The organism is Cupriavidus lacunae (genome assembly GCF_003353055.1).
Lineage (GTDB): Bacteria > Pseudomonadota > Gammaproteobacteria > Burkholderiales > Burkholderiaceae > Cupriavidus > Cupriavidus lacunae.
Map to the genome: position 1 here is coordinate 30,531 of NZ_QKWJ01000054.1, position 19,471 is coordinate 50,001.

20 protein-coding genes are annotated in these 19,471 nt (G+C 62.5%); 8 read left to right on the forward strand and 12 right to left on the reverse strand.

All coding sequences use genetic code 11. The features are described from left to right. Positions 1-17: 17 nt before the first annotated feature. A complete protein-coding gene (locus DN412_RS29500) occupies positions 18-461 on the reverse strand; it encodes a thioesterase family protein (RefSeq protein ID WP_078197880.1) in 444 nt (147 codons plus the stop codon). 246 nt (positions 462-707) lie between these two features. Here DN412_RS29500 and DN412_RS29505 point away from each other — a divergent pair, with 246 nt between their 5' ends. Both DN412_RS29505 and DN412_RS29510 read left to right on the forward strand, forming a co-directional pair. Beyond that, positions 708-863, forward strand: a complete 156-nt coding sequence (locus DN412_RS29505) for a hypothetical protein (protein ID WP_244222818.1) — start codon at positions 708-710, stop codon at positions 861-863. A gap of 227 nt (positions 864-1,090) precedes the next feature. Next, positions 1,091-2,593 carry a methyl-accepting chemotaxis protein gene (locus tag DN412_RS29510; protein WP_115214802.1) on the forward strand — a complete coding sequence of 501 codons (1,503 nt, stop codon included), beginning with the start codon at positions 1,091-1,093 and terminating at the stop codon, positions 2,591-2,593. A gap of 63 nt (positions 2,594-2,656) precedes the next feature. Here the strand turns inward: DN412_RS29510 and DN412_RS29515 are convergent, their stop codons facing one another. From DN412_RS29515 to DN412_RS29555, 9 genes are all read right to left on the reverse strand, one after another. Then, entirely contained in the window at positions 2,657-3,058 is a 402-nt protein-coding gene (locus tag DN412_RS29515) for a nuclear transport factor 2 family protein (RefSeq protein ID WP_115214803.1), read from the reverse strand. A gap of 122 nt (positions 3,059-3,180) precedes the next feature. After that, positions 3,181-3,702, reverse strand: a complete 522-nt coding sequence (locus tag DN412_RS29520; RefSeq protein ID WP_115214804.1) for a helix-turn-helix transcriptional regulator — start codon at positions 3,700-3,702, stop codon at positions 3,181-3,183. Between the two features lie 2 nt (positions 3,703-3,704). Further along, positions 3,705-3,989 carry a hypothetical protein gene (locus tag DN412_RS29525; RefSeq protein WP_115214805.1) on the reverse strand — a complete coding sequence of 95 codons (285 nt, stop codon included), beginning with the start codon at positions 3,987-3,989 and terminating at the stop codon, positions 3,705-3,707. Between the two features lie 399 nt (positions 3,990-4,388). Then, positions 4,389-5,330: an SGNH/GDSL hydrolase family protein gene (locus DN412_RS29530; RefSeq protein ID WP_115214806.1), complete on the reverse strand. Its 942-nt coding sequence runs from the start codon at positions 5,328-5,330 to the stop codon at positions 4,389-4,391. Between the two features lie 75 nt (positions 5,331-5,405). Continuing rightward, positions 5,406-6,221 (reverse strand): enoyl-CoA hydratase/isomerase family protein, encoded by an 816-nt coding sequence (locus DN412_RS29535; RefSeq protein WP_115214807.1) that lies wholly within the window; start codon positions 6,219-6,221, stop codon positions 5,406-5,408. Further along, positions 6,218-7,453 carry a CaiB/BaiF CoA transferase family protein gene (locus DN412_RS29540; protein WP_115214808.1) on the reverse strand — a complete coding sequence of 412 codons (1,236 nt, stop codon included), beginning with the start codon at positions 7,451-7,453 and terminating at the stop codon, positions 6,218-6,220. The genes DN412_RS29535 and DN412_RS29540 overlap by 4 nt, the downstream gene beginning before the upstream one ends. A 61-nt stretch (positions 7,454-7,514) precedes the next feature. Further along, complete coding sequence (locus DN412_RS29545) at positions 7,515-8,480, reverse strand: tripartite tricarboxylate transporter substrate binding protein (RefSeq protein ID WP_115214809.1); 966 nt, start codon at positions 8,478-8,480, stop codon at positions 7,515-7,517. 63 nt (positions 8,481-8,543) lie between these two features. Beyond that, positions 8,544-9,482 (reverse strand): LysR family transcriptional regulator, encoded by a 939-nt coding sequence (locus tag DN412_RS29550; protein ID WP_115214810.1) that lies wholly within the window; start codon positions 9,480-9,482, stop codon positions 8,544-8,546. Between the two features lie 222 nt (positions 9,483-9,704). Next, a complete protein-coding gene (locus DN412_RS29555; protein WP_244222819.1) occupies positions 9,705-10,550 on the reverse strand; it encodes a hypothetical protein in 846 nt (281 codons plus the stop codon). 530 nt (positions 10,551-11,080) lie between these two features. On the opposite strand from DN412_RS29555, the gene DN412_RS29560 reads away from it, so the two are divergent. The 4 genes from DN412_RS29560 (at position 11,081) to dapA (ending at position 15,231) form a co-directional block, all read left to right on the forward strand. Beyond that, positions 11,081-11,851 (forward strand): ABC transporter ATP-binding protein, encoded by a 771-nt coding sequence (locus DN412_RS29560; RefSeq protein WP_167471148.1) that lies wholly within the window; start codon positions 11,081-11,083, stop codon positions 11,849-11,851. Between the two features lie 17 nt (positions 11,852-11,868). Next, on the forward strand, positions 11,869-12,645 hold the full coding sequence (locus DN412_RS29565) for an ABC transporter permease (RefSeq protein ID WP_208647679.1): 777 nt from the start codon (positions 11,869-11,871) through the stop codon (positions 12,643-12,645). Further along, positions 12,642-13,706 carry an ABC transporter substrate-binding protein gene (locus DN412_RS29570; RefSeq protein ID WP_115214813.1) on the forward strand — a complete coding sequence of 355 codons (1,065 nt, stop codon included), beginning with the start codon at positions 12,642-12,644 and terminating at the stop codon, positions 13,704-13,706. Before DN412_RS29565 ends, DN412_RS29570 begins: the two co-directional genes overlap by 4 nt. A 628-nt stretch (positions 13,707-14,334) precedes the next feature. Beyond that, a complete protein-coding gene (dapA, locus tag DN412_RS29575; protein ID WP_115214814.1) occupies positions 14,335-15,231 on the forward strand; it encodes a 4-hydroxy-tetrahydrodipicolinate synthase in 897 nt (298 codons plus the stop codon). Positions 15,232-15,379: 148 nt separating this feature from the next. Here the strand turns inward: dapA and DN412_RS29580 are convergent, their stop codons facing one another. Then, positions 15,380-15,880 (reverse strand): phosphotransferase, encoded by a 501-nt coding sequence (locus DN412_RS29580; RefSeq protein WP_208647680.1) that lies wholly within the window; start codon positions 15,878-15,880, stop codon positions 15,380-15,382. A gap of 554 nt (positions 15,881-16,434) precedes the next feature. On the opposite strand from DN412_RS29580, the gene DN412_RS29585 reads away from it, so the two are divergent. Continuing rightward, on the forward strand, positions 16,435-18,141 hold the full coding sequence (locus DN412_RS29585) for an ATP-binding cassette domain-containing protein (RefSeq protein WP_244222820.1): 1,707 nt from the start codon (positions 16,435-16,437) through the stop codon (positions 18,139-18,141). Positions 18,142-18,234: 93 nt separating this feature from the next. Here DN412_RS29585 and DN412_RS29590 read toward each other — a convergent pair whose 3' ends face one another. Continuing rightward, a complete protein-coding gene (locus DN412_RS29590) occupies positions 18,235-18,747 on the reverse strand; it encodes a DUF2059 domain-containing protein (protein ID WP_133303101.1) in 513 nt (170 codons plus the stop codon). A 350-nt stretch (positions 18,748-19,097) separates the two neighbouring features. Here DN412_RS29590 and DN412_RS46000 point away from each other — a divergent pair, with 350 nt between their 5' ends. Continuing rightward, positions 19,098-19,313: a SymE family type I addiction module toxin gene (locus DN412_RS46000; RefSeq protein ID WP_208647681.1), complete on the forward strand. Its 216-nt coding sequence runs from the start codon at positions 19,098-19,100 to the stop codon at positions 19,311-19,313. Positions 19,314-19,471: the final 158 nt, after the last annotated feature.

The following is a 19,471-nucleotide window of genomic DNA, read 5'->3' on the forward strand; positions in this document are numbered from 1 at the left end:
CAGCGCCACGCAAGCGGTTACTCCACCCAGTTCACCTTCGGGAACCGCCCGGCGAACCCCTCCGGCATCGCCACCACTTTCTTCCCCACGTAGTCGAAGAAGACAAAGCCCGACTTGGCCATCGCAATCAGCGCGCCATCGGCCGGCCGCGTGATGCGGAAGATGATGTCGCCGCCGTACTTGTTGAAGTCCATCACCCCCACCTCGAACAGCAGCTGATCGCGCGCATGCGCCTCGTTGCGGTACATCGTGGCCAGGTCGGTCACGATGATGCCGACGCCTTCCTGCCGCACGTCCTCGCTGCCGAATTCAAACAGGAACCGCGCCCGCGCCTCGGAGATCATCGAGATCATCGAATCGTTGGCAAGGTGGTTGGCCGAGTTGATATCGGTCACGCGCACAGTCAGGTGCGTGGCGTAGCAGAACTGGTCGGCGGGCAGGTCGAGTTTGAGGCGGGCCATGATGGAGCTAGCAAAATATGGATCGGACGCCGCACGGGATCAGGCGGGTAACAGGCTGAGCCCTGCGGCGGCGCCCATCATAAGGGAAACGCCGGTTCGGATTGCGGCACTGCCGCATAAACCCTTCCACGCACGCCTCCGGGTAAATCCCTCCCCGCCCTTTTCGTCCATCCCGCCGATGCCGCGGCATGGCGCTGCCTCGTACGCTGCACATTGACGTGGCCCCTGGCGCATCGGTGCCCGGTGATGGCCGCGCCGGATATCCGCCAGCGCCTGGCTGAGCTGGGGCTGATCGTCAAGACGACGCAGCCGGCGGCGTTTGCGGCAGCAACCCAGGCGGATCAGGCGTATTGGGGCAACGTGATCAAGGAACAATATCCGGCTGGACTGAAGCGCGACTGAGGCAGCGTCGCGGGGCATGCCGGGACATCGTAGCCCCTTGCGGCGGCCCCGAACATCACTCAATTGGAGCAATTTTCCCGCAGTGTTGCGCGGCGGCGCCATGGCCTGTCGCAGCCCGTAAGCGTCGATATAATCAGCCGCGCAACACCATAAATTAAGACATTAAAACAATAAGCCATCAGGCGGACGGGGTGCAGCGTCTTCTCGACTTACGCTGCGAGGGAACCATGACCAGCGCTGACCATGCCCTGTCCGGACGCCTGTCCGCGACCATCCCTGCCCGCCGTGCCGCGGGCAGTTCCGTTTCTGCCCCAGCCGCGCCGCACACCCCGCTGCTGCAAGGCGTGCACCGCCGCGCGGACCAGTTGATGACGGCCATGCTGTGGGTGCTTGGCGTGCTGTCACTGGCCGTCGGCAATCACTACGGGTCGACCGGGCTGACGTTGACGCTGGGCTTGCCGATCGCGTTGCTCGGCACGCTGATGGCGGTTACCCTGCCCGCCCGCCTGGCCACACGGCTGGCGCTGGCGGCGCTGCTGATGGCCTTCGTCGCGCTGCTGATCCACCAGGCGCACGGACAGGTGGAATTCCACTTCCTGGTGTTCGTCTCGCTGTCGCTGCTGCTGGCCTACCGCGACTTCCGCGTGATCCTGCTGGCGGCGGTGGTGGTCGCGTTGCATCACCTGAGCTTCAACTTCTTCCAGCAGTGGGGCTGGAACACCATCTGCTTCACCGACCCCAGCTTCAACATGGTGTTGTTCCACGCCGCCTTCGTCATCGTGCAGACCGGCGTGCTGTGCGTGATCGCATGGCGGCTGGAGCGCGATGCGCACTCCGCCGACGAACTGAGCGCGCTGGCCGCCGGCATCGAGCGCGAACGCGGCTACCTGACGCTGACCGCCGCCGGCACCGACCCCGACAGCGACTTCGCCCGCGCCTTCCGCAAGACACTGGACACCGTACGCCAGACGCTGCTGCAGGTACGGAACACCGCGGGCACCGTGGCCGACGCGGCTGGCAATATCCTGGACACCAGCGCCACCGTCGCCCGCCGCACCGACGAACAGGCGCGTACCGTCGCGCACACCATGCAGGACATGCAGGCGCTGACCCAGGCCGCCCGCGCCAGCGCCGACCAGGCCCGCGGCGCCTGCGAACTGGCCGGCGCCTCCAGCGCAGTGGTCGCGCGCGGCAGCGGCGAGATCCTGTCGGTGATCCACACCATGGGCGAGATCAACGAGGCCTGCGGGCGCATCACCGAGATCATCGGCGTGATCGACAGCATTGCCTTCCAGACCAATATCCTGGCGCTGAACGCCGCCGTGGAGGCCGCGCGCGCGGGCGAGCACGGCAAGGGCTTTGCGGTGGTGGCCGGCGAGGTCCGGCAACTGGCGCACCGCTGCGGCGCCGCCGCCAAGGAAATCCGCGGGCTGATCAATACTTCGGTCGAACGCGCCCGCGCCGGCACGGAACTGGTCGGCCACACCGGCGAGACCATGAACGAGGTAGTGGCCAGCATCGGCAAGCTCGCGACGCTGGTGGAAGAACTGGCGACGCTGGGCGACAACCAACGCAGCGGCATCGAAGGGATGGCACAGCGCGTGGCGGAGATCCAGGCGGCGTTCGAGGAGAGTGCGGAACTGGTGGCCGGTGCGGCCGAAGCTGCACGGGTGCAGCGGGAGCAGACGGAGGGGCTGAACCGCGCGGTGGGCGTGTTCCGGCTGGGATAACGCCCGCTCGCCTCAATCCTCTTTCTCGTCCCCTGTGGGGAAATGCACGCCGGCCCGTCGAGCTTAACTGGCGTCCGGCCAGGAGACCTGCTTCCAGTACGCCTCTTTCGAGCGGATCTTGCCATTCACCACCCGGTAGACTTCCAGCCCGGCTGCGTCCACCTTCTTCCTCCCGCCGCTGGCCGGCACCTGCACGCGGAAGCGCATGATGGCCAAATCCCCGCTGTACTCAAGTTTGACGTCGGACAGCACCGGTGCATTGGCCTTGTCTTCAAAGAAGCGCTGCTTCAGATAATCCGCGGCGGCAGCCTTGCCGTGCACGACCAGACCATGCGGGTCCGATTCGCCGGTCGGCAGGGTCCAGACGAAGTCATCGTCCAGGCATGCAGCGATGCGCGCCATGTCTGCGCTGGCAAAGGCGGCGAAGAATTCGCCCATGACTGCTTTTACGTCTGATTCGGCCATCTTGTCTCCACTTCTGGTTATGGCCGCCGGCCAGGCGGTTGTCCCGGCATCTTGGTCGAAGGCTGGGGTTCACACCACCGCCCGAAAAGGATGGGGTGCCGAAGCGGATCCGATGGTTGCCGTCAGGCGACCAGCGCCCGCAACTCCCGCGCCATTGAAGGCTTCAGCTGGCTGGCGCACCTCGCCAGGTTCACCTGCCTGGCCGCGGCCGTGACTTCAATCAGCGCCGGCTCAATGTCGTATTCCCGCTGCCGCAGCCACTCCAGCACATCCTGCAAATGCCACAGCGAACTGCTGCCTTCATGCACCGGCACCGGGAAGGACTCCGGATAGCCCAGCATCAGCTTGCGCATGTTCTGACGAGACACGCCAACCGTATCGGCAATATCCGTCAGGCCCACCAGGTCAGGCGCCACCTCGATCAGCGTGGCCGACGGCATGGCGCGGCGGGCATCGGCCAGGGCGCTCACCATGGCCGCACGCGCCGACTTTGCCTCGCGCACGAACGCCAGCGCCACCCGGCCCGGCAGCCCGGTGCCCACCAGTGCGTCGTCACAACCAGCCTCGGCCAGGCGCTCAACCAGTGCGTCGGTATCGCTATCGACTTGCGACAGGTGAAATTTGAGGGTGAAAGCGTATTCCATGGTCATGTCCTGAGTTGCAGTACGCGCGGCGTTGTCACTTCCCGCTGATGCGAGCAGTTATCCACGATCCGCCTGATGGCATTGGCGTGATTGCCCGGATTCTTCGGCGTGCTCCAGACGCTGGATACACAGAACTCGCCGCAGCGGCACGCCTTGTCGTTGTCGGGGCAGTAGATGCGGCCCCACGCATGACCGTTGCCTTTTGACTGCTCGACACGCCAGCCATGCAACGCTGCATGGCTGAGCGCGGCTTCAATCTCCTTCTTTGGGTGCCTGGCACGCGTCATTCATGTCTCCGAGGCTAGATGGGCAATGTTTGGTTGTCAAGTGACAACCAAACAAATAAGCACAATCCGAGTGGATCGGAGAATTGTCTTTGGACTGGTCCGTGCGGGCGTTGAGAGGACTCTGGAATCGGCGCCGGTATGGCCTGGCGCATTTGGCGATTTGCTTTGAGTGCGTATTGGGCAGGCGGGTGAATCGACTTGGCCGGGCGACTGCCCGCTTCCCTTCCACTTGCCTTTCTCGTGAAACCCAATAGCTATGTACTGGACAGGGTTCGGTTGCCTACTGGTGACATGGCCGCGGGACGGGGCCTGAGAAATCGAACAAGCGCGGGTAAAGACTTCGCTCACCCACAACAGGGGGGCGGCACCTTTTTCCGTGACGACGAGGAGCGACCTGCGCTATTGCGGCCACATCACGCTGATGACGGCGCTGGCACGTCGCGCGATCGCCTGATGACCCGCAACGGTCGGGTGAACGCCGTCCCAGAAGAGATACTCCCCTGGTGCATCGCAATAGGGTTGCACCGTCGTATTCAGCCTGATGCAAGGCGCCGAAACGATGGAGAATCCGAACGATGCGGGCGCGGCAGCGATGGCATGATGCAGGGCGAAGACATCGACGCGCCCGACAGGCACGCCCAGCCCCGCCTGCAGCCCGGAGAGCATCTGTTCCAGCCCCGCATTGAACTGCTGCGTGAAAAAGCTGGCATAGAACTGCACGATCGGTCCCTGCGACTGCGCCTCCGGCGCCAGGCCAAGGTCAGGCAGGTTCGGCACGAGGAAATTGCGCGCGCCTGCACCGTAAAGCAAGAGCAGATTGTTCTGGATGACGCCAATCGCCTGCTGCAGGATCAGGGCGCTCTGCGCGCCACTTGGGTCTGTCGCAAGCGCCACGACAGCATCGCGCAGGTCATCGCCACCGATCCAGACCACATAGACCGCATCCGCGGCCGCCTGCCCGCCGGCGTCGGCCAGGTACCGGCTGACCTGCCCGGTCAGGTCGTAGGGCCCCGCCAGCCTGGCGCGGGAGCCGCCAACCGCGTAATTGAAGAACACGCCGGGATTGCGCAACGCGGGACCGGCTTTCACCAGCTGCTCGATCCAGGTCTTGCCGTTGCTGAAGTGATGCCCGCCGCGCGCGTAGGGTGCACTGGGGACGAGGCTCTGGAACGGGGGGACTATGTCCGTGCCCAGCAGGACGAAGGCATTGCCGGGGTCCGACAGGCTGTCGCCGAACACAATGAACGGCCTGGGCTGACCGGCAAATACCGGCGAAGCCAGCGCGAGCACCAGCAGCGCGCCAAGCCAGGTTGCCCTCACCCTGCTCAGGAAGTCTTTCATGGGCGCCACCGGTCTCGCGATTTGACCGAGTCAGTATTGGTAGAGGCCTCCGCAAAAGTCAACACGCTGCACTAATCACCCGCCCTTCCACTGCGGCGCCCGCCGGCCCACGAACGCCTCCACCCCTTCGCGGAAGTCTGCGCTGCCGTAACACCATCGCACCAGGTCATCCGTATCCGCCACCGCCGCCACGGTCTGCCGCCGCAACGCCTCCTTCACCACCGTCTGCGTGACAGGCGCCAGCGCGGCAAGCCGGTGGCATAGCACGACAACCTCGCCCTCCAGCGCCTCGGCAGCATAAACGCCCTCAAGGAACCCGCACGCCAGCGCGGCATCGGCATCCAGGATCTGCGCCAGCAGCAGCATGCGCCGCACCGGCTGCAGCCCCCAGGCCGCACGCAGTCTGGCAAGGTTCAGCGCCGACAGCGTGTTGCCCAGCGTGCGCGCAATCGGCACGCCAAAGCGGGCCTTGGGCGTCGCGACGCGGAAGTCGCATGCAGTAGCGATGGCCAGGCCGCCACCCACCGCCCAGCCTTCGATAACCCCCACAGTTGGCATCGGCAGCTGTTCGACAAGGCGGATGCCTGCGTCGATGCGCGCTTCGTAGGCAACCCCGTCCTCGCCGCTGGAGAACTGCTGGAACTGCGCAATGTCAGTACCTGCGACAAAGGCCTCGCCCCCCGCGCCGCGCAGCACCACCACGCGCGCACCCGCATTGCCTTGCGCCGCAAGCGTGCGGCAGTGCATGGCAAGTTGCTCGTACATGGCCCACGTCATCGCATTGCGCGCGGCCGGACGGTCGAACGTCAGTGTCGCGACCTGCCCCTGCATCGTGAGCGTGACTTGTCCGTCATTGCCGGAACCGCCCTCCGGCGGCAGCGCGGCCTTCATGCTCCGAATGCGCCGGCCACCGCCAGCGACTGCTGTTCGTCCCTGGAGATACCCAGCTCGGCCAGGATTTCTTCCGTGTGCTGGCCAAGCAGCGGCGGCGCGCGCCGCACCTGCTGGGGCGTGCCGCTCATCTTCACCGCGAAGCCGATATTGGGCACCTTGCCCTCGATCGGATGATCGATCTCGATACGCATCTGGCGGTGCCGGCCGTGTTCGCTGTCAAAGGCCTGCGGATAGGTCAGGATCGGCCCGGCCGGAATGCCGACGCCGAGCAGGCGTTCGATCCAGTAGTCGCTGCTCTCCTTGACGAAGCTCTCCTCCAGCTGCGCGATCAGTGCCTGCCGGTTGGCCAGGCGCAGCGCCACGGTGGCAAAGCGCTCGTCCGCCAGCAGATCGACCCGGTCGAGCGTATTGCACAGCAATTGCCACAGCTTCTGGTTGGTGGCCCCCATGACGAAGTATCCGTCGGCGGATTTCATCGCCTGGTAAGGCGCGCTCATGCGGTTGGCCGTGCCCAGCGGCTCGGGCTCGCGGCCCGTGCCCCAGTACTCGCAGGTGTCCCACACCGAGAACGCCAGCGCGGAGTCGAACAGCGACGCATCGACATACTGCCCCTTGCCCGTCTCCCTTGCGCCGATATAGGCGGCCAGCATGCCGTAGGTCGCAAACAGCGCGCAGCCGATATCGGCCACCGGCACGCCCGCCTTCACCGGTGCGCCGCCCGGGTAGCCGGTGACACTCATTACCCCCGACATGGCCTGCGCCATCAGGTCGAAGCCCGGCCGCCCGGCCCACGGCCCGCTCTGGCCAAAGCCCGAGATGCTGCAGTAGACCAGCTTCGGATTGATTTTGGCGAGGGTCTCATAGTCGATTCCCAGGCGCTTCATCACACCAGGGCGGTAGTTCTCCACCAGGATGTCGGCGGTTTCCGCCAGGCGATAGAGCACCTGGCGGCCGGATTCGGTCTTCAGATCCAGCGTGACGCTGCGCTTGTTGCGGTTCATGTTGAGGAAGCCCATGCTGTCCGGGCCCTTCATCTTGAAACCCATCGAGCCGCGCGTCTGGTCGCCGCCATCGGGCGGTTCGATCTTGATCACGTCGGCGCCGAGGTCGGCCAGCAGCATGCAGGCGTAGGGCCCGGCCATGACCTGGCTGACGTCGAGCACGCGCACGCCGGCCAGCGGCAAGGTCGAGGCAGGCGCCTGTGCGCCGGAGTCGCGGAAATCTGTCATGGGTGCTTCTTCCTGGATGAATGGATGGGGCAGCGTGCGCGGGTGCGTCGGTTCCCGGCCATCAGCTCTCGGCCTTTACGCCGGCGTCTTTCACGACCTTGGCCCACTTGGCGGACTCAGAGGCAATGAACGCGCCGAACTGCTGGTTCGATCCGCCGGAGTCCTCGGCGCCGAAGCTCTTGAGCCGCTCTGCCACGTCGGGCATGGCCAGCACGCGGTTGACGTCAGCGTTCATGCGCTGCACCAGCGCCGGCGGCATATTCTTCGGGCCCACCAGGCCGTACCACGATGCCGCGTCCAGGCCGGGGAAGCCGGACTCCGCCAGCGTCGGCACATTGGGGTGGCTGGCCGCGCGCTTCAGGCGGGTCTGCGCGATCGCGATCACCTTGCCCTGCTGGATAAACGGCGTGGCGGCGGTCATGGTGTCGAACGCATAGTCGATCTGGCCGCCAAGCAGGTCAGCGATCAGCGGGCCCGAGCCCTTGTAAGGTACGTGCACCACGTCGATCCTGGCCTGCATCCGGAACATCTCCAGCGCCAAGTGCTGCGCCGAACCGATGCCAGACGAACCGAAGGAGATCTTCCCCGGCTTCTGCCGGCACAGCGCCACGATGTCCGGAACGGTGCGCACCTTCTGTTCCGGACGGCAGGTCAGCATATTGGGCGTGACGCCCACCATCGAAATCGGCGTGAAGTCGGTGCGGGGGTCGTACTTGACGTCCAGCAGCGCCGGGGCAATCGCATGGCTGTTGACGTGCGCCATCAGCAAGGTAGTGCCGTCAGGCGGCTGCTTGGCCACGTAGGCGGAGGCAATGGCGCCGGTGGCGCCGGGCTTGTTTTCCACCAGCACGCTGGTGTTCCACATGACCCCCAGCTTCTGCCCGATCACGCGTGCCAGCACATCCGTGCCGCCGCCGGGAGCGAAGCCCACCACAATGCGTACCGGACCGGCGATGTCGGCGGCGCGCACGAGGCTGGGTATCGCCAGCCCGGCCGCTGCCGCCAGAATGAATTGTCTGCGCTGCATTGCGTGTCTCCGTCCTGGTAGTTATGGCGCCATCATCCGCAATGCATCCGCCGCGGGCTATCGCTATTTGGGGGATTCTGGTTTCGCGTTTTGCGCAAGCACCGCCAGCACGCTGGCCGCAGCCGAGGAAAGCGCCCCCTGGGGCCGATGGCACAGCACAAACTGCCGCTGCGCCCAGGGCGCGGCAATGGGCAGCCGCACGAAGCGGTTGCCGCCCGCCACCTCACGCGCAATCGCCTCCGGCATGACCCCGCCACCCAGGTTCTGCGCCACCAGCGCGGCCATGCTGTCGAAACCGCCTACGCGCATGCGCATGCGCAGCACCCGGCCGGCCTCCTCCGCCAGCCGCTCAAGCACGATCGAGATCGCCGAGCTCTCGCTGAGCACGATCAGGTCGCAGTCCAGCACGTCTTCCGGCGTGACCTTGCGGCGCCGCGCCAGCGCATGGCCGCGCGCCACCACCAGCACCAACTGGTCATTCCGGTATGGCTCGGTCGGCAGGTCGATCACACCCAGGCTGCCTTCGTAGATGCCGATGTCCGCGGTCCCGCGGCGCAGCGACTGTTGGACTTCCAGGCTGTTCATCTCTTGCAGGTCGATGCGCACGCCAGGGCAGTCGGTGGCGCAGCGTTGGATGTCGAAGGGGAGGAACTGGATGACTGCGGACTTTGGCGCTGCCACACGCACGACGCCCAGGTCGCCGCCGACGAAGGAGGCGGCATCGTCCTGCATGCGCTGGACGGTGTGGGTGATGCCGCGGGCGTGGGCCAGCAGTGCGCGGCCGGCTTCGGTGAGGGCCATGCCGTGGGGCAGCCGTTCGAACAGGGCGACGCCAAGCTGGGCTTCCAGTTCGAGCACGCGCCGCGACGCGGCAGCGGGGGCCAGATGGAGGCGCTCCGCGCCGCGGGTAATGCTGCCGGCGTCGGCCACGGCGATGAAAAGCTGGACGGTGGTGAGGTCGAAGTGCAGGCGGGTGGCGCGCAAGGGGGGTGAGGACGTCACGATGGTCGGCGCTTGAAGGGGCGTCGTTGCAAGGGGCGAGCTACCGATTGAAGCAGAAGGACACCGTTACGAGCGCCTTGGAATGCAGTACGGCGCGCTATCCCATTCTCAACTCATCGAGGGGCGTCAGCAAGCGGGGATATCCCGCGCAACCCTCGCGAGAATGTCCGGCGTGGCTGGCAGACCAGACGACGCGTCGACGGTGGAATTGCGAGCTTTCTCTCAGGGAATATTGAGAACCTCCGCGATTTTGTCGACGAACTTTACCCCGAGCTTTCCGTAGCCATCCGCAGTCGGGTGAATTTCGTTCTCCCAGTCTGCCGTGGCACCATGGTCTTCGGTCCCCGCCGGGTCCAGCATGCGGCGCGTATCGGCCACATGAAAATTCGGGATGCCGGCCTGGAGGATGACGTCATCGGCAAGTCGGTCGGTGAAGTCATGGGCCAGAGCAATCCAACGATCCTCGGGGATGCCATAAACCTGCATCGCCGGAAACAACCATGGCCCCCGGCCCAGCCCTGCGCCACTGTCGCGCGGCGTGGCGTAGTCGTAGGTGTGCGTGACAATCGGCGTGTTCTGGTTCTGCGCACTGATCCGGCGCAGGAAATCCAGAGCTCGGTACTGGTCCAGCATATACCGTGTGAACGCAATCCAGCCCGGTCGTGAAATGAATGTACTGATCGCGTCGGGGCCATCCCATTCATCGTCAGTCAACAGCAGCCTGTCGTTGGGCGGCCTGCGATGGCCGTTGGCATCGGTGGGCGTGGTCTGGATGGCGTCGATCAGGTCGTTGCCGCCACCCGACAACAGGATGACGCTCCAGGCCTGGTCGTGCGGACCAACGAGGAAACTGTAGAACAGGGGATCCTGGCGGCTGTCGAGCATATGCGCCAGGGTGTCGCCAGGATCCGCGCAATCCACGGCGATTGCGCTGCGCGACAGCCACATGTTCATCAGCAAATTTGAGCCGCTAAACGGCCTCAACGTATTAATGGAGAACCAGGAGTCCCCCTGGGCCAGACATTGCAGGCCGAAGTCGCCGAGGATCGGAGCGCCTTCGCGCATCATGTCAAAGGACTGCACTGGCTTGAGTCGGTTGGGGCGTTCCGCTGATCCCGGCATCGCACACCTCGCTCTACTCTAGACAACCTTCCCGACCCGCCCGGCACGTAGCTACCATCAGCCGCAGCCTAGTCCACGCCGCCGTCTTGTCGTTGAAGGAAATCGTAGGCGCTGCCTGGGCAATGCCAAGTCATTGCGATTGAAGTCTGGTCTGCACGGAATTCAGAATGCTTCAGTCTTGCAACGCAAAGGCAAAAGGGGACGGATCTATTTCTGATCAGATCTTGAAACAGATCTGCCTCCTTTCTCTTACTTTCCGCACCGCACCATTCCGCCCCTCCCCCCGGCCAAATGTCCGGTCTCGGACCTGCATGAATTGTCTAGAATTCATGTGCCTGCCGAACCCCTCCAGCGGCACACCAGCACCGGCTTTGCAGCCAGTTGCCTGATGCCGTCTGTGGGCGCCCCTGGCCCGAGGACAGTCGGGCCCCAGTCAGCCGCGATCGGCACGGCTGATCACGCTGCCTGGTGTCGTCGTGGAACTCATTGCGGTGAATGGCCTCGGGAAGACCTACTGGACACGAACGGGTCCGGTGGTTGCGCTGCGGGACATTCACTTCGCGATCGAAAGGGGTCAGTTCGTCGCCATCGTCGGCCCCTCTGGCTGTGGGAAAACAACACTCCTCAAGATACTGACCGGGCTGATTCCCGCCTCGGACGGCGAGGCGCGGCTCAGCGGCACGCCGATAACCGGGCCGCGGCGCGATGTTGGGGTTGTCTTCCAGTCCCCCGTCCTGTTTCCCTGGCGTACCGTGCTCGGCAACGTCATGCTTCCCGTGGATGTGCAGCGCCTGGGCCGCGACAGGCTGATGTCGCGTGCAATGACCCTGCTATCCCTTGTCGGCCTCCAGGGTTTCGAAGGGCGTTACCCGCGCGAGTTGTCCGGCGGCATGCAGCAGCGCGTGGCGATGGTGAGGGCGCTGATCCATGACCCCGCGATCCTGCTGATGGATGAGCCGTTCGGCGCGCTGGACGCGATGACCCGGGAGCAGATGAATCTGCAGCTGCAGGAGATCTGGCTGGACCGGGAGGAAACTGTGCTGTTTATCACCCACTCAATCCCAGAGGCCGTCTTCCTGGCGGACCGGGTGCTGGTGATGACGCAGCGCCCGGGCAGGATCGTGGATGACCTTGCCGTGGATCTTGCACGGCCGCGCAGCCTGGATGTCATGACCACATCCGAGTTTGGCCGCCATGTGAAGCGCATCCGAGCCAGATTCATGAATTCGGGGGTATCTGCGCCATGATCCGGCCACCAGACTTCGTGCTGCGCCTGCTCCTCGTTCTCGTGGTGCTCGCTATCTGGGAAGGCGTCGTGCGTCTTTCGGCAATACCCGCCTATATCCTCCCGGCGCCGTCGAGGGTATTCATGGCGCTGTATCAGGGTATCGTATCGACGCTCTATGTCCGGCACTTGTGGATCACCCTTGCCGAAACGCTAATCGGTTTCCTGACAGGCTCGGTGCTTGCGCTCGCGCTCGGCACCCTGATCGCGCTGAGCCGCCACGGGGAATACTTCCTCTATCCGTTCATTGTCATGTTCCAGGCCATGCCAAAAGTGGCACTGGCCCCGCTCATCATTGTCTGGTTTGGACTGGGCATCGGTTCGAAAGTCGCGCAGGCCGCGCTGACTGCCTTCTTTCCGCTGATGGTCAACACGATCGCCGGCCTGAACGCGGCGGACGAAGATCGCGTTGCGCTCATGCGCTCGATCGACGCATCGGAAATGCAGATCTTCCGGATGCTGCGCATTCCGAGCGCGTTGCCGTTTATCTTCGCCGGCTTCGAGATCGCCATGATGTTATCGCTGATCGGCGCGATCGTTGCGGAGTTCGTCGGCGCGCAGAAGGGACTCGGCATGCTGATCATGAGCATGACGTTCACGATGGATGTCGCCGGGCAGTTCTCGGTGCTCCTCATCCTGTCGTTGCTGGGATTGCTGCTTCATACCCTGATCGTCGGTATCCGCAGGCGACTGCTTTTCTGGGAAGTCTCGCAGCAGAAGAACGCCGATATACCACCGGAGGGACAACTCAAATGAAGCGCATCCATTTCCTTGCCACTGCCGCCCTATCCCTTGGCATTTGCGCTGCCAATACGTCTGCCCAGACGATCGTGCGGCTAGGCTGGTGTGCACGCACGATCAGCACCGCTGCGGCGCCCTTCGCCGTTGCCATGAAGATGGGCTGGTATGCCCGTGACGGCATCAAGGTGGAGCTTGTGCCCATCACAGGCTCCACAGACTGCGTAAAGCTTGTGGCGACGAGAGAGGTTCCATACTCCCTGCCCTCGTCTGAGCCACTTGCCATCATCCGGCAGCAAGGCGTGAAGGCAAAGATTTTCTATACGGCATATCAAGGGAACATCTACGGGCTCGCCGTGCCCCAGGGCAGTGCCATCACCCGAATCTCAGACCTCAAGGGAAAAACCATCGGCGTCACCTCCATGGGATCGGGCGGCGTCATCATTGCACGCGCCTTGGCGGCCAATGCAGGACTCAATCCCGACAGCGACATCCGCATCGTCGTGGTCGGCGAAGGCGCGCAGACGGCGGCCCTGGTTCGCACCGGGCAAGTCGACGCCCTGAGCCAGTTCGACACGCAGTATGCCATGGTCGAGAACGCGGGAATCAAGCTGCGGATGTTGCCTGGCAAGGAAATCGAGCAGTTTCCGTCGAACGGCTTTCTTGCGCTCGAAGATACCCTGCGCAACAACCGCAAGCAGGCGGTTGCGCTAGCGCAGGGCTATGCCAAGGGAACCGTCTTCACGATTGCCAATCCGGTGGCAGCCATTCGCATTCTTTGGGAGGTGTTTCCTGAAACCAGGCCGACCGGCATCGACGAAGCCACCGCCATGCGCGAAGGCACCAAGACGCTTGAAGCGCGCATCCAGAACTGGAAACTCGAGAAAGCCGGTGTCTCCAGATGGGGCGAGAGTTCAGAGACCCACTACGCCGCCTATGCGAGCTTCATGGAGAAATGGGGAATCACCAAGGGAAAAGTCCCGGCAGGCGAACTCATCACCAATGACCTGATCGAAGACATCAACAATTTCAACCAGGCCGAGATCGCTGCCGCCGCCAGGGCTTACAAGGCCCCATGACCTGCCGGCCGCGGGGGTGGAAGCGAAACAGATGCACGCTGGTTGGAGCCCATATTCCGCCGGATTGGTTGTGCTCGGACTCCGCAGAATGCCCGTTTCCCACTAGTGACAAGGCAGCTGTCAAGGCTGCGGGACGGGGCCAGGGAAATCGAGCAAGCGCGCGCAAGAACTTTGCTGACAAGCAGCAGGGGGCACCTTTGTCCGTGACCACGAGGGGCGATCTGCGCTATTGCGGCCACATCGGCACAAAGGGGACCGGCACGAAAGGGGACAGATCTATTTCTGATCTAGATCTTGAAATAGATCTGTCCCCTTTCTCCTGAAGGAAGGAAGCCCGTCCAAGCCAGGCTTGACGAGATTGCACAGAAGCGGATAGATTGACGAAACTATGAGCCGCCGCCCTGCCCCCCTCTCTCTTGATCTCACTGCGAACCAACCGCAGTGGGGCGCGCGCGCCAAATCCAAAAAACAGTCGCTCATCTGACCGGAGCGTGCTGTTCCGTCAGTTGAGCGACGGAACAGCATCAGTGTAGAAGACGGTCTGCCAATCCCTCCCTTACCGTCTTGAGCGCGTCTTGCTCCGTCGCTTGCCTGTGCGGTTTCCGAATCGGTCGATCCGGAGCATGCAATGCAAGAAGTGAAGTATATCTATCGTGGTATCTGGCTACCCCTGGTCACCCCTTTCCGCAACTATGAAGTGGATCACGTCGCGCTGCGGCGGCTAGTGGCGCATTACCGCTGTAGCGGCTTGGCGGGGTTGGTGGTGTGCGGCAGCACCGGCGAAGCCGCCGCGCTCGATGAGGCGGAACAGTTGGCCGTTCTGGATACCGTGCTGGCCGAGGCCGGGGAGTTGCCGGTCATGATGGGCCTGGCTGGCAACAATCTCCGGCATGTGCTGAGCCGTCTGGACAGGATTGGCGAACGTCCGCTGGCGGGGATCCTGGCGCCTGCGCCGTACTACATAAGACCGTCGCAGGAAGGATTGAAGGCATACTTTCGCGAGCTGGCCGACAGATCTCGGGCACCACTGGTGCTGTATGACATCCCCTATCGAACCGGTGTGACGCTGAGCGCCGAAACGCTGCTCTCGTTGGCGAGTCACGGAAATATTCGAGGTATCAAAGACTGCGGCGGTAATGCTGAAACCACACAGGCGCTAATCGCCGATGGCCGCCTGGCTGTCCTCGCGGGAGAGGACCACCAGCTGCTTGCCACGTTATGCATGGGCGGTCAGGGCGCAATCGTTGCGTCGGCGCACATTCGGCCTGATCTCTTCTCGGCGTTGTGGGGCGCAGTGGCTGAACAGCGCTTGAGCGTCGCCCGCCAGCTTTTCCATGTCCTGATGCCGATGATCCGGCTTATGTTTGCAGAACCTAACCCTGGTCCGGTCAAGACGTTACTGGCCAGGCACGGGTGGCTGTCTGATGAACTGCGTTTGCCGATGACGTCGGCTTCAACTGCGCTCGCCGAGCAATTGGCAATGACGTGTGAAGCCTTGGACTTGGTAGACGCGAATGCAATGTAGTTGCGCAGGCTAGAGGGGCGAAAGGGAACGGCGAAAAGGGGACCGGAGAAAAGGGGACGACCGGCGAAAAGGGGACAGATCTATTTCTGATCTAGATCTTGAAATAGATCTGTCCCCTTTCTCCTTTGAAATAGATCTGTCCCCTTTCTCATGATTGTGGCTCGGACCCACAATCGTCGAAATCGAACAAGGTGATTTGGCGTCCATCGATTCGCATGTTCGCCATGCGAAAGTCGCCATGGCAAAACCCGACCGGCATCTCAACAGACGGCCAGCCTGCGGCCACGAGTTGTTGACAGCGTTCCCTCGTCGCAGCGACTGCCTGTCCGGCGAAGGTGAACGCTTGCGCGAGGCGATCAAGCGTCCGATATGTCTCGGCGAGGTCAGCGACCTGTCTGCGCGGCGCGAGGTCCCTTAACGCTGGCTGATCGTGAAGTCGCTTTAGCGCCTGCCCCGCTTGCACCACATCTTCACGGGTCATTTCCAGGGGACGACCCGACGCCGCGTCAAACAAAGCTGCCCGACGTACCACGCCGTCCGACAAGGCTATGCGAAAGCTGCGTGTGTGCTCCAGCGTCGGGCGTGCCACAGCTACTGCCAGCACGTCATCCTGCTCGACTTCCTCGAGCAAACGCAACTCGGTTGTCAATGTCCTCCTTGCTTCGCCCATGAGTTCTGTACAAGCGAAGATAGGATGTCCGGTTGCCGGACTCCGTCAGGCGGAAGGTACGGTTCACGCCGCGTACGATTTCATGGATATCGATTTCGCTCAAGCCGTAGACGGCTGTCATGGCTTGCCGCAGCAGCGTTATGTCGTTGATGGAATCGATCTGGCTACCCGTATTCATAGGTCATAGTCAATCAATAGGGAAATTTCCCGGATCACTCTCGGAAATCGCCCGATTGATTCCGTACCCAAGGCCTAGTTCCATGTCTCCGGTGGCGCCTTGCCATGCTCATCGGAGCCGAAAATGGCCTCAATCGGACGCAAGATTCTTCACATAGCGACCTGTGCGGACCTTTGCACTACGTCAAGTTCGACTCAGTTCTTCCAGTTGGTGAGTTCGGGTTGCCGTATTCGCAGGCGGCGGCCAAGCTTGGGCTGAGTGACATGCCAGCAAGGCAAAACCATGGCGATGCCAAAGCTAGGTCGGAGGCCGCACATGACGTTGATGCCTGGAGGTGATGACGATGAGGTTTCTTATGGATTTGTATAAGGATTGGATCTTCGCCTACCGAATCACGGTCAGAAAATATCCAGCCTTGCCAATCCACTTCGGCGGAGCAACTTTATTTGTAACACTGGCCGCGGCATTGTCGACGCTAGTCCCCTACCTCTTGCGTGAGGCAACCAATGCTCTATCTGTAGACGCCACGCATAGCGCTACAGGCTCACCGGTGCTTCTGGCAGCCGCCTACGGACTCGCCTGGACTACCGCTGGTGCATTCGATTGGCTGAAAGCCATGCTTTCCGCAGCCGTTCTCGCAAGGTGTGATGCCGCATTCCATAACGCCATCTTTGCCAGACTGATCCGGGTTGACTACCCCCGCCTGACTGCAGTAGATCCGGGCAAGCTGGTCTCAGTCATCGCGCGAAGCCGCGCAGCTTTCAGTGCAATCACGTTTGCGGTGTTCTGGGCGATAGTCCCGACTGTTCTCCAGTTGATACTGTCCAGCATCGTTCTGTGGCAACTGACCGACGGCGCGTTCGCTCTGGGATTTGCCATATCCATGTTGCTTCTCTTTGCCGCAACATGGTTCCTCGCGGACAAAAGCAAGAACGCTCACGAAGAGATTTTCAGCGGTGCCGACATGCTGTCGAGCCATCTTGTTGAAAAACTCGGATTCATGCTCGACATCAAACTCAACAACGCGTACTCGAGAGAAGACGCCGCATTGCACCGCACGCTTGATGTGTATATCGGCAAAGTAACCCGCGGAAACACCCGGCTCGCGCTTCTGCTTGCAGCGCAAGCCATCTGCACCGGCCTTTTGCTCACGCTCTTCACGGTGACGACAGCCTATGGCGTCACCCGTTCGGCATTCCGCGCGGGCGATTTCGTCATGATCGTTAGCTACATCGTGACACTGGCGATGCCTTTCACTATCCTCGCGGGATCGCTGTCCGATTTGCGCCGCAATCATCTCGCGCTGCGCGAGAGTTTCGAGCTTCTGGAGCTGCCAATCGAGCGCAGCGAATCTAGCGTGCACATCGACCGAACTGCGAACGAGGTCTGCCGCATCGAGCATGCAGTTGTCACGCAAGGCGAGAAGCAGCTTTTGCAGGGCGTGAACATTACCATCAGGCAGGGCGAGCTTGTCGCGCTCACCGGACCATCTGGCGCGGGCAAATCGAGCCTGGTCCACTTGATGCTCGGACTCGCCCGCCCCGCGGCTGGCACTGTTTGCCTTTTTGGTGCGGACGTCAGCAAGCTGTCCGTCAGCGATATCGCACGCGAAGTCGCTGTCGCACCTCAAACGCCGATGGTCCTCACCGGCTCACTCAGGGCGAATCTGACCTACGGCTGTGACAACTCGCCGTCAGACCACGCACTGCACGAACTCGTTGCTTTGCTCGAACTGCACGAGATCGCCGCGGAAGGAATCGGCGATATCCTGGATCGCCCGCTGGGCATTCAAGGCAGGGCCCTATCAGGAGGGGAACGCCAGCGTGTCGCGCTGGGCCGTGCGCTCGCGCGCCGCCCAGCGGTCATTATTCTGGATGAGCCCACGTCATCGCTCGACCCAGAACGCGAGGCGCGAATCTTCGCACGTGTCCGGCAACGGGTATCAACGCTAATTGTGATTACGCATCGCCATGCGCTGGTCCAGGCGTCAGATCGCGTATATCGCGTCGCGAACGGCAGCGTTCAAGAGCTTTCTCCGAGCGTTGCGGACGCCGCGGGATGACAAGCAGGGATCATCAGCTTCTAGCCGGGCAAAAGGGGACGGATCTATTTCTGATCAGATTTTGAAATAGATCCGTCCCCTCTCCCCAGGCGATCAGGGCTTTGGCGGAATCTGCGCCAGCGCCGCACTGAGCGCTTCGGATACATATCGTTTCAGCAAATCGGAGGACCGGGCCTGCATGGCGCGGCCGATCTCATTCTGCATACTTGCGAGCTTGGGGACGGATGGAGATGCCTTACCTAGGGTGGACAGGGAGTGCAGTTCGTCTGCCGTAAATCGCTCTGCGTAGATCTGTGCGAGGTTTTGATCCCATTTCGGCTGGTACTTAGGCCGCAGGCGTTTTAGCTCCGCGCTGACTACTGCTTTGGCGCGGTCGGTTCCGAGGGAATTTTCGATTGCGCTGTAGGTGACTGTCTTCCTCGAGACGGCCTCGGCCAGGGTCGTCATGTTGCTGCCAATGTTGCGCTGGGTGATGAGAGTCAGCGCGGCGTCGTAGGCTTCGGTAGCCATCGCGGGCGGATATGCGATTGAGAAAGCAAATGCGAGCAGTAGTGGGGCGATGCGCCAGCCGGATACTGCTGGGCGTTGCAAATGGGCTGTGCGCATGCGTCCTTGCTCCGGTGAGGAAATGCAGAGCGTATTCACTGCCGCGCCACCGGTCAATCCGCCGGGTAGTGGGGGCTATGACTTCATCAAGGCCCTTGAACTTAGACTCGTCTCATTCTCCAACATGCGCGTGACGCGTAGGCTTGCCCATGGTGCTGAACACACCCCCCGCAGCGTTGCCACGTCCGACAGCCGTGGCGCGTCTTCCATAGCTTTCTGCTAAGGCCGGGCAGCGCGCATCGATACAAGACCCGAAAGGGGAAACATGCGGGCCGATCTGCGGGCGGTGTTCAAGTGCCCGGCCGCCCAGCTTGCACGGGCGAATCCAAGTTTCGAATCAGGAGTTCGCTATGCGGAAGATAACTTCCACTGCGCACGTGCGCACGTTCACGACCAGTTACAGGCATTTCCGCGTCAAGGCAACTGAAGGTAACCGCTATAGTGGGATGCGATGCGTTCCATGGATTCGGTTAGGTGGGGTATGGTTGGAACGGGCTGGCTTCAAGATCGGGCAAGCGCTGAAAGTGGAAGTACGGAATAAGGTTGTCGTAATTTCCTCAGAATAGCTGCCGTGGGAAGGGATTCGTGGATGCCATGCTGCGGGGGGTGTCAGGATTTTTGTGTGCAAGGCTAAAGGCCTGCCTGCCGGGCAGGCTGCCCGGCAGGCAGGCCTTTGATCCTATCTCAGTGATGGGGTTGTGTGAAGCGATCCTCGTAGAGGATC

Bases quoted from the DNA above. Each gene is read 5' to 3' on its own strand.
- DN412_RS29500 (WP_078197880.1), bottom strand. From the start codon at position 461: ATGGCCCGCCTCAAACTCGACCTGCCCGCCGACCAGTTCTGCTACGCC.
- DN412_RS29505 (WP_244222818.1), top strand. From the start codon at position 708: ATGGCCGCGCCGGATATCCGCCAGCGCCTGGCTGAGCTGGGGCTGATC.
- DN412_RS29510 (WP_115214802.1), top strand. From the start codon at position 1,091: ATGACCAGCGCTGACCATGCCCTGTCCGGACGCCTGTCCGCGACCATC.
- DN412_RS29515 (WP_115214803.1), bottom strand. From the start codon at position 3,058: ATGGCCGAATCAGACGTAAAAGCAGTCATGGGCGAATTCTTCGCCGCC.
- DN412_RS29520 (WP_115214804.1), bottom strand. From the start codon at position 3,702: ATGGAATACGCTTTCACCCTCAAATTTCACCTGTCGCAAGTCGATAGC.
- DN412_RS29525 (WP_115214805.1), bottom strand. From the start codon at position 3,989: ATGACGCGTGCCAGGCACCCAAAGAAGGAGATTGAAGCCGCGCTCAGC.
- DN412_RS29530 (WP_115214806.1), bottom strand. From the start codon at position 5,330: ATGAAAGACTTCCTGAGCAGGGTGAGGGCAACCTGGCTTGGCGCGCTG.
- DN412_RS29535 (WP_115214807.1), bottom strand. From the start codon at position 6,221: ATGAAGGCCGCGCTGCCGCCGGAGGGCGGTTCCGGCAATGACGGACAA.
- DN412_RS29540 (WP_115214808.1), bottom strand. From the start codon at position 7,453: ATGACAGATTTCCGCGACTCCGGCGCACAGGCGCCTGCCTCGACCTTG.
- DN412_RS29545 (WP_115214809.1), bottom strand. From the start codon at position 8,480: ATGCAGCGCAGACAATTCATTCTGGCGGCAGCGGCCGGGCTGGCGATA.
- DN412_RS29555 (WP_244222819.1), bottom strand. From the start codon at position 10,550: ATGATGCGCGAAGGCGCTCCGATCCTCGGCGACTTCGGCCTGCAATGT.
- DN412_RS29570 (WP_115214813.1), top strand. From the start codon at position 12,642: ATGAAGCGCATCCATTTCCTTGCCACTGCCGCCCTATCCCTTGGCATT.
- dapA (WP_115214814.1), top strand. From the start codon at position 14,335: ATGCAAGAAGTGAAGTATATCTATCGTGGTATCTGGCTACCCCTGGTC.
- DN412_RS29585 (WP_244222820.1), top strand. From the start codon at position 16,435: ATGGATTTGTATAAGGATTGGATCTTCGCCTACCGAATCACGGTCAGA.
- DN412_RS29590 (WP_133303101.1), bottom strand. From the start codon at position 18,747: ATGCGCACAGCCCATTTGCAACGCCCAGCAGTATCCGGCTGGCGCATC.
- DN412_RS46000 (WP_208647681.1), top strand. From the start codon at position 19,098: ATGCGGAAGATAACTTCCACTGCGCACGTGCGCACGTTCACGACCAGT.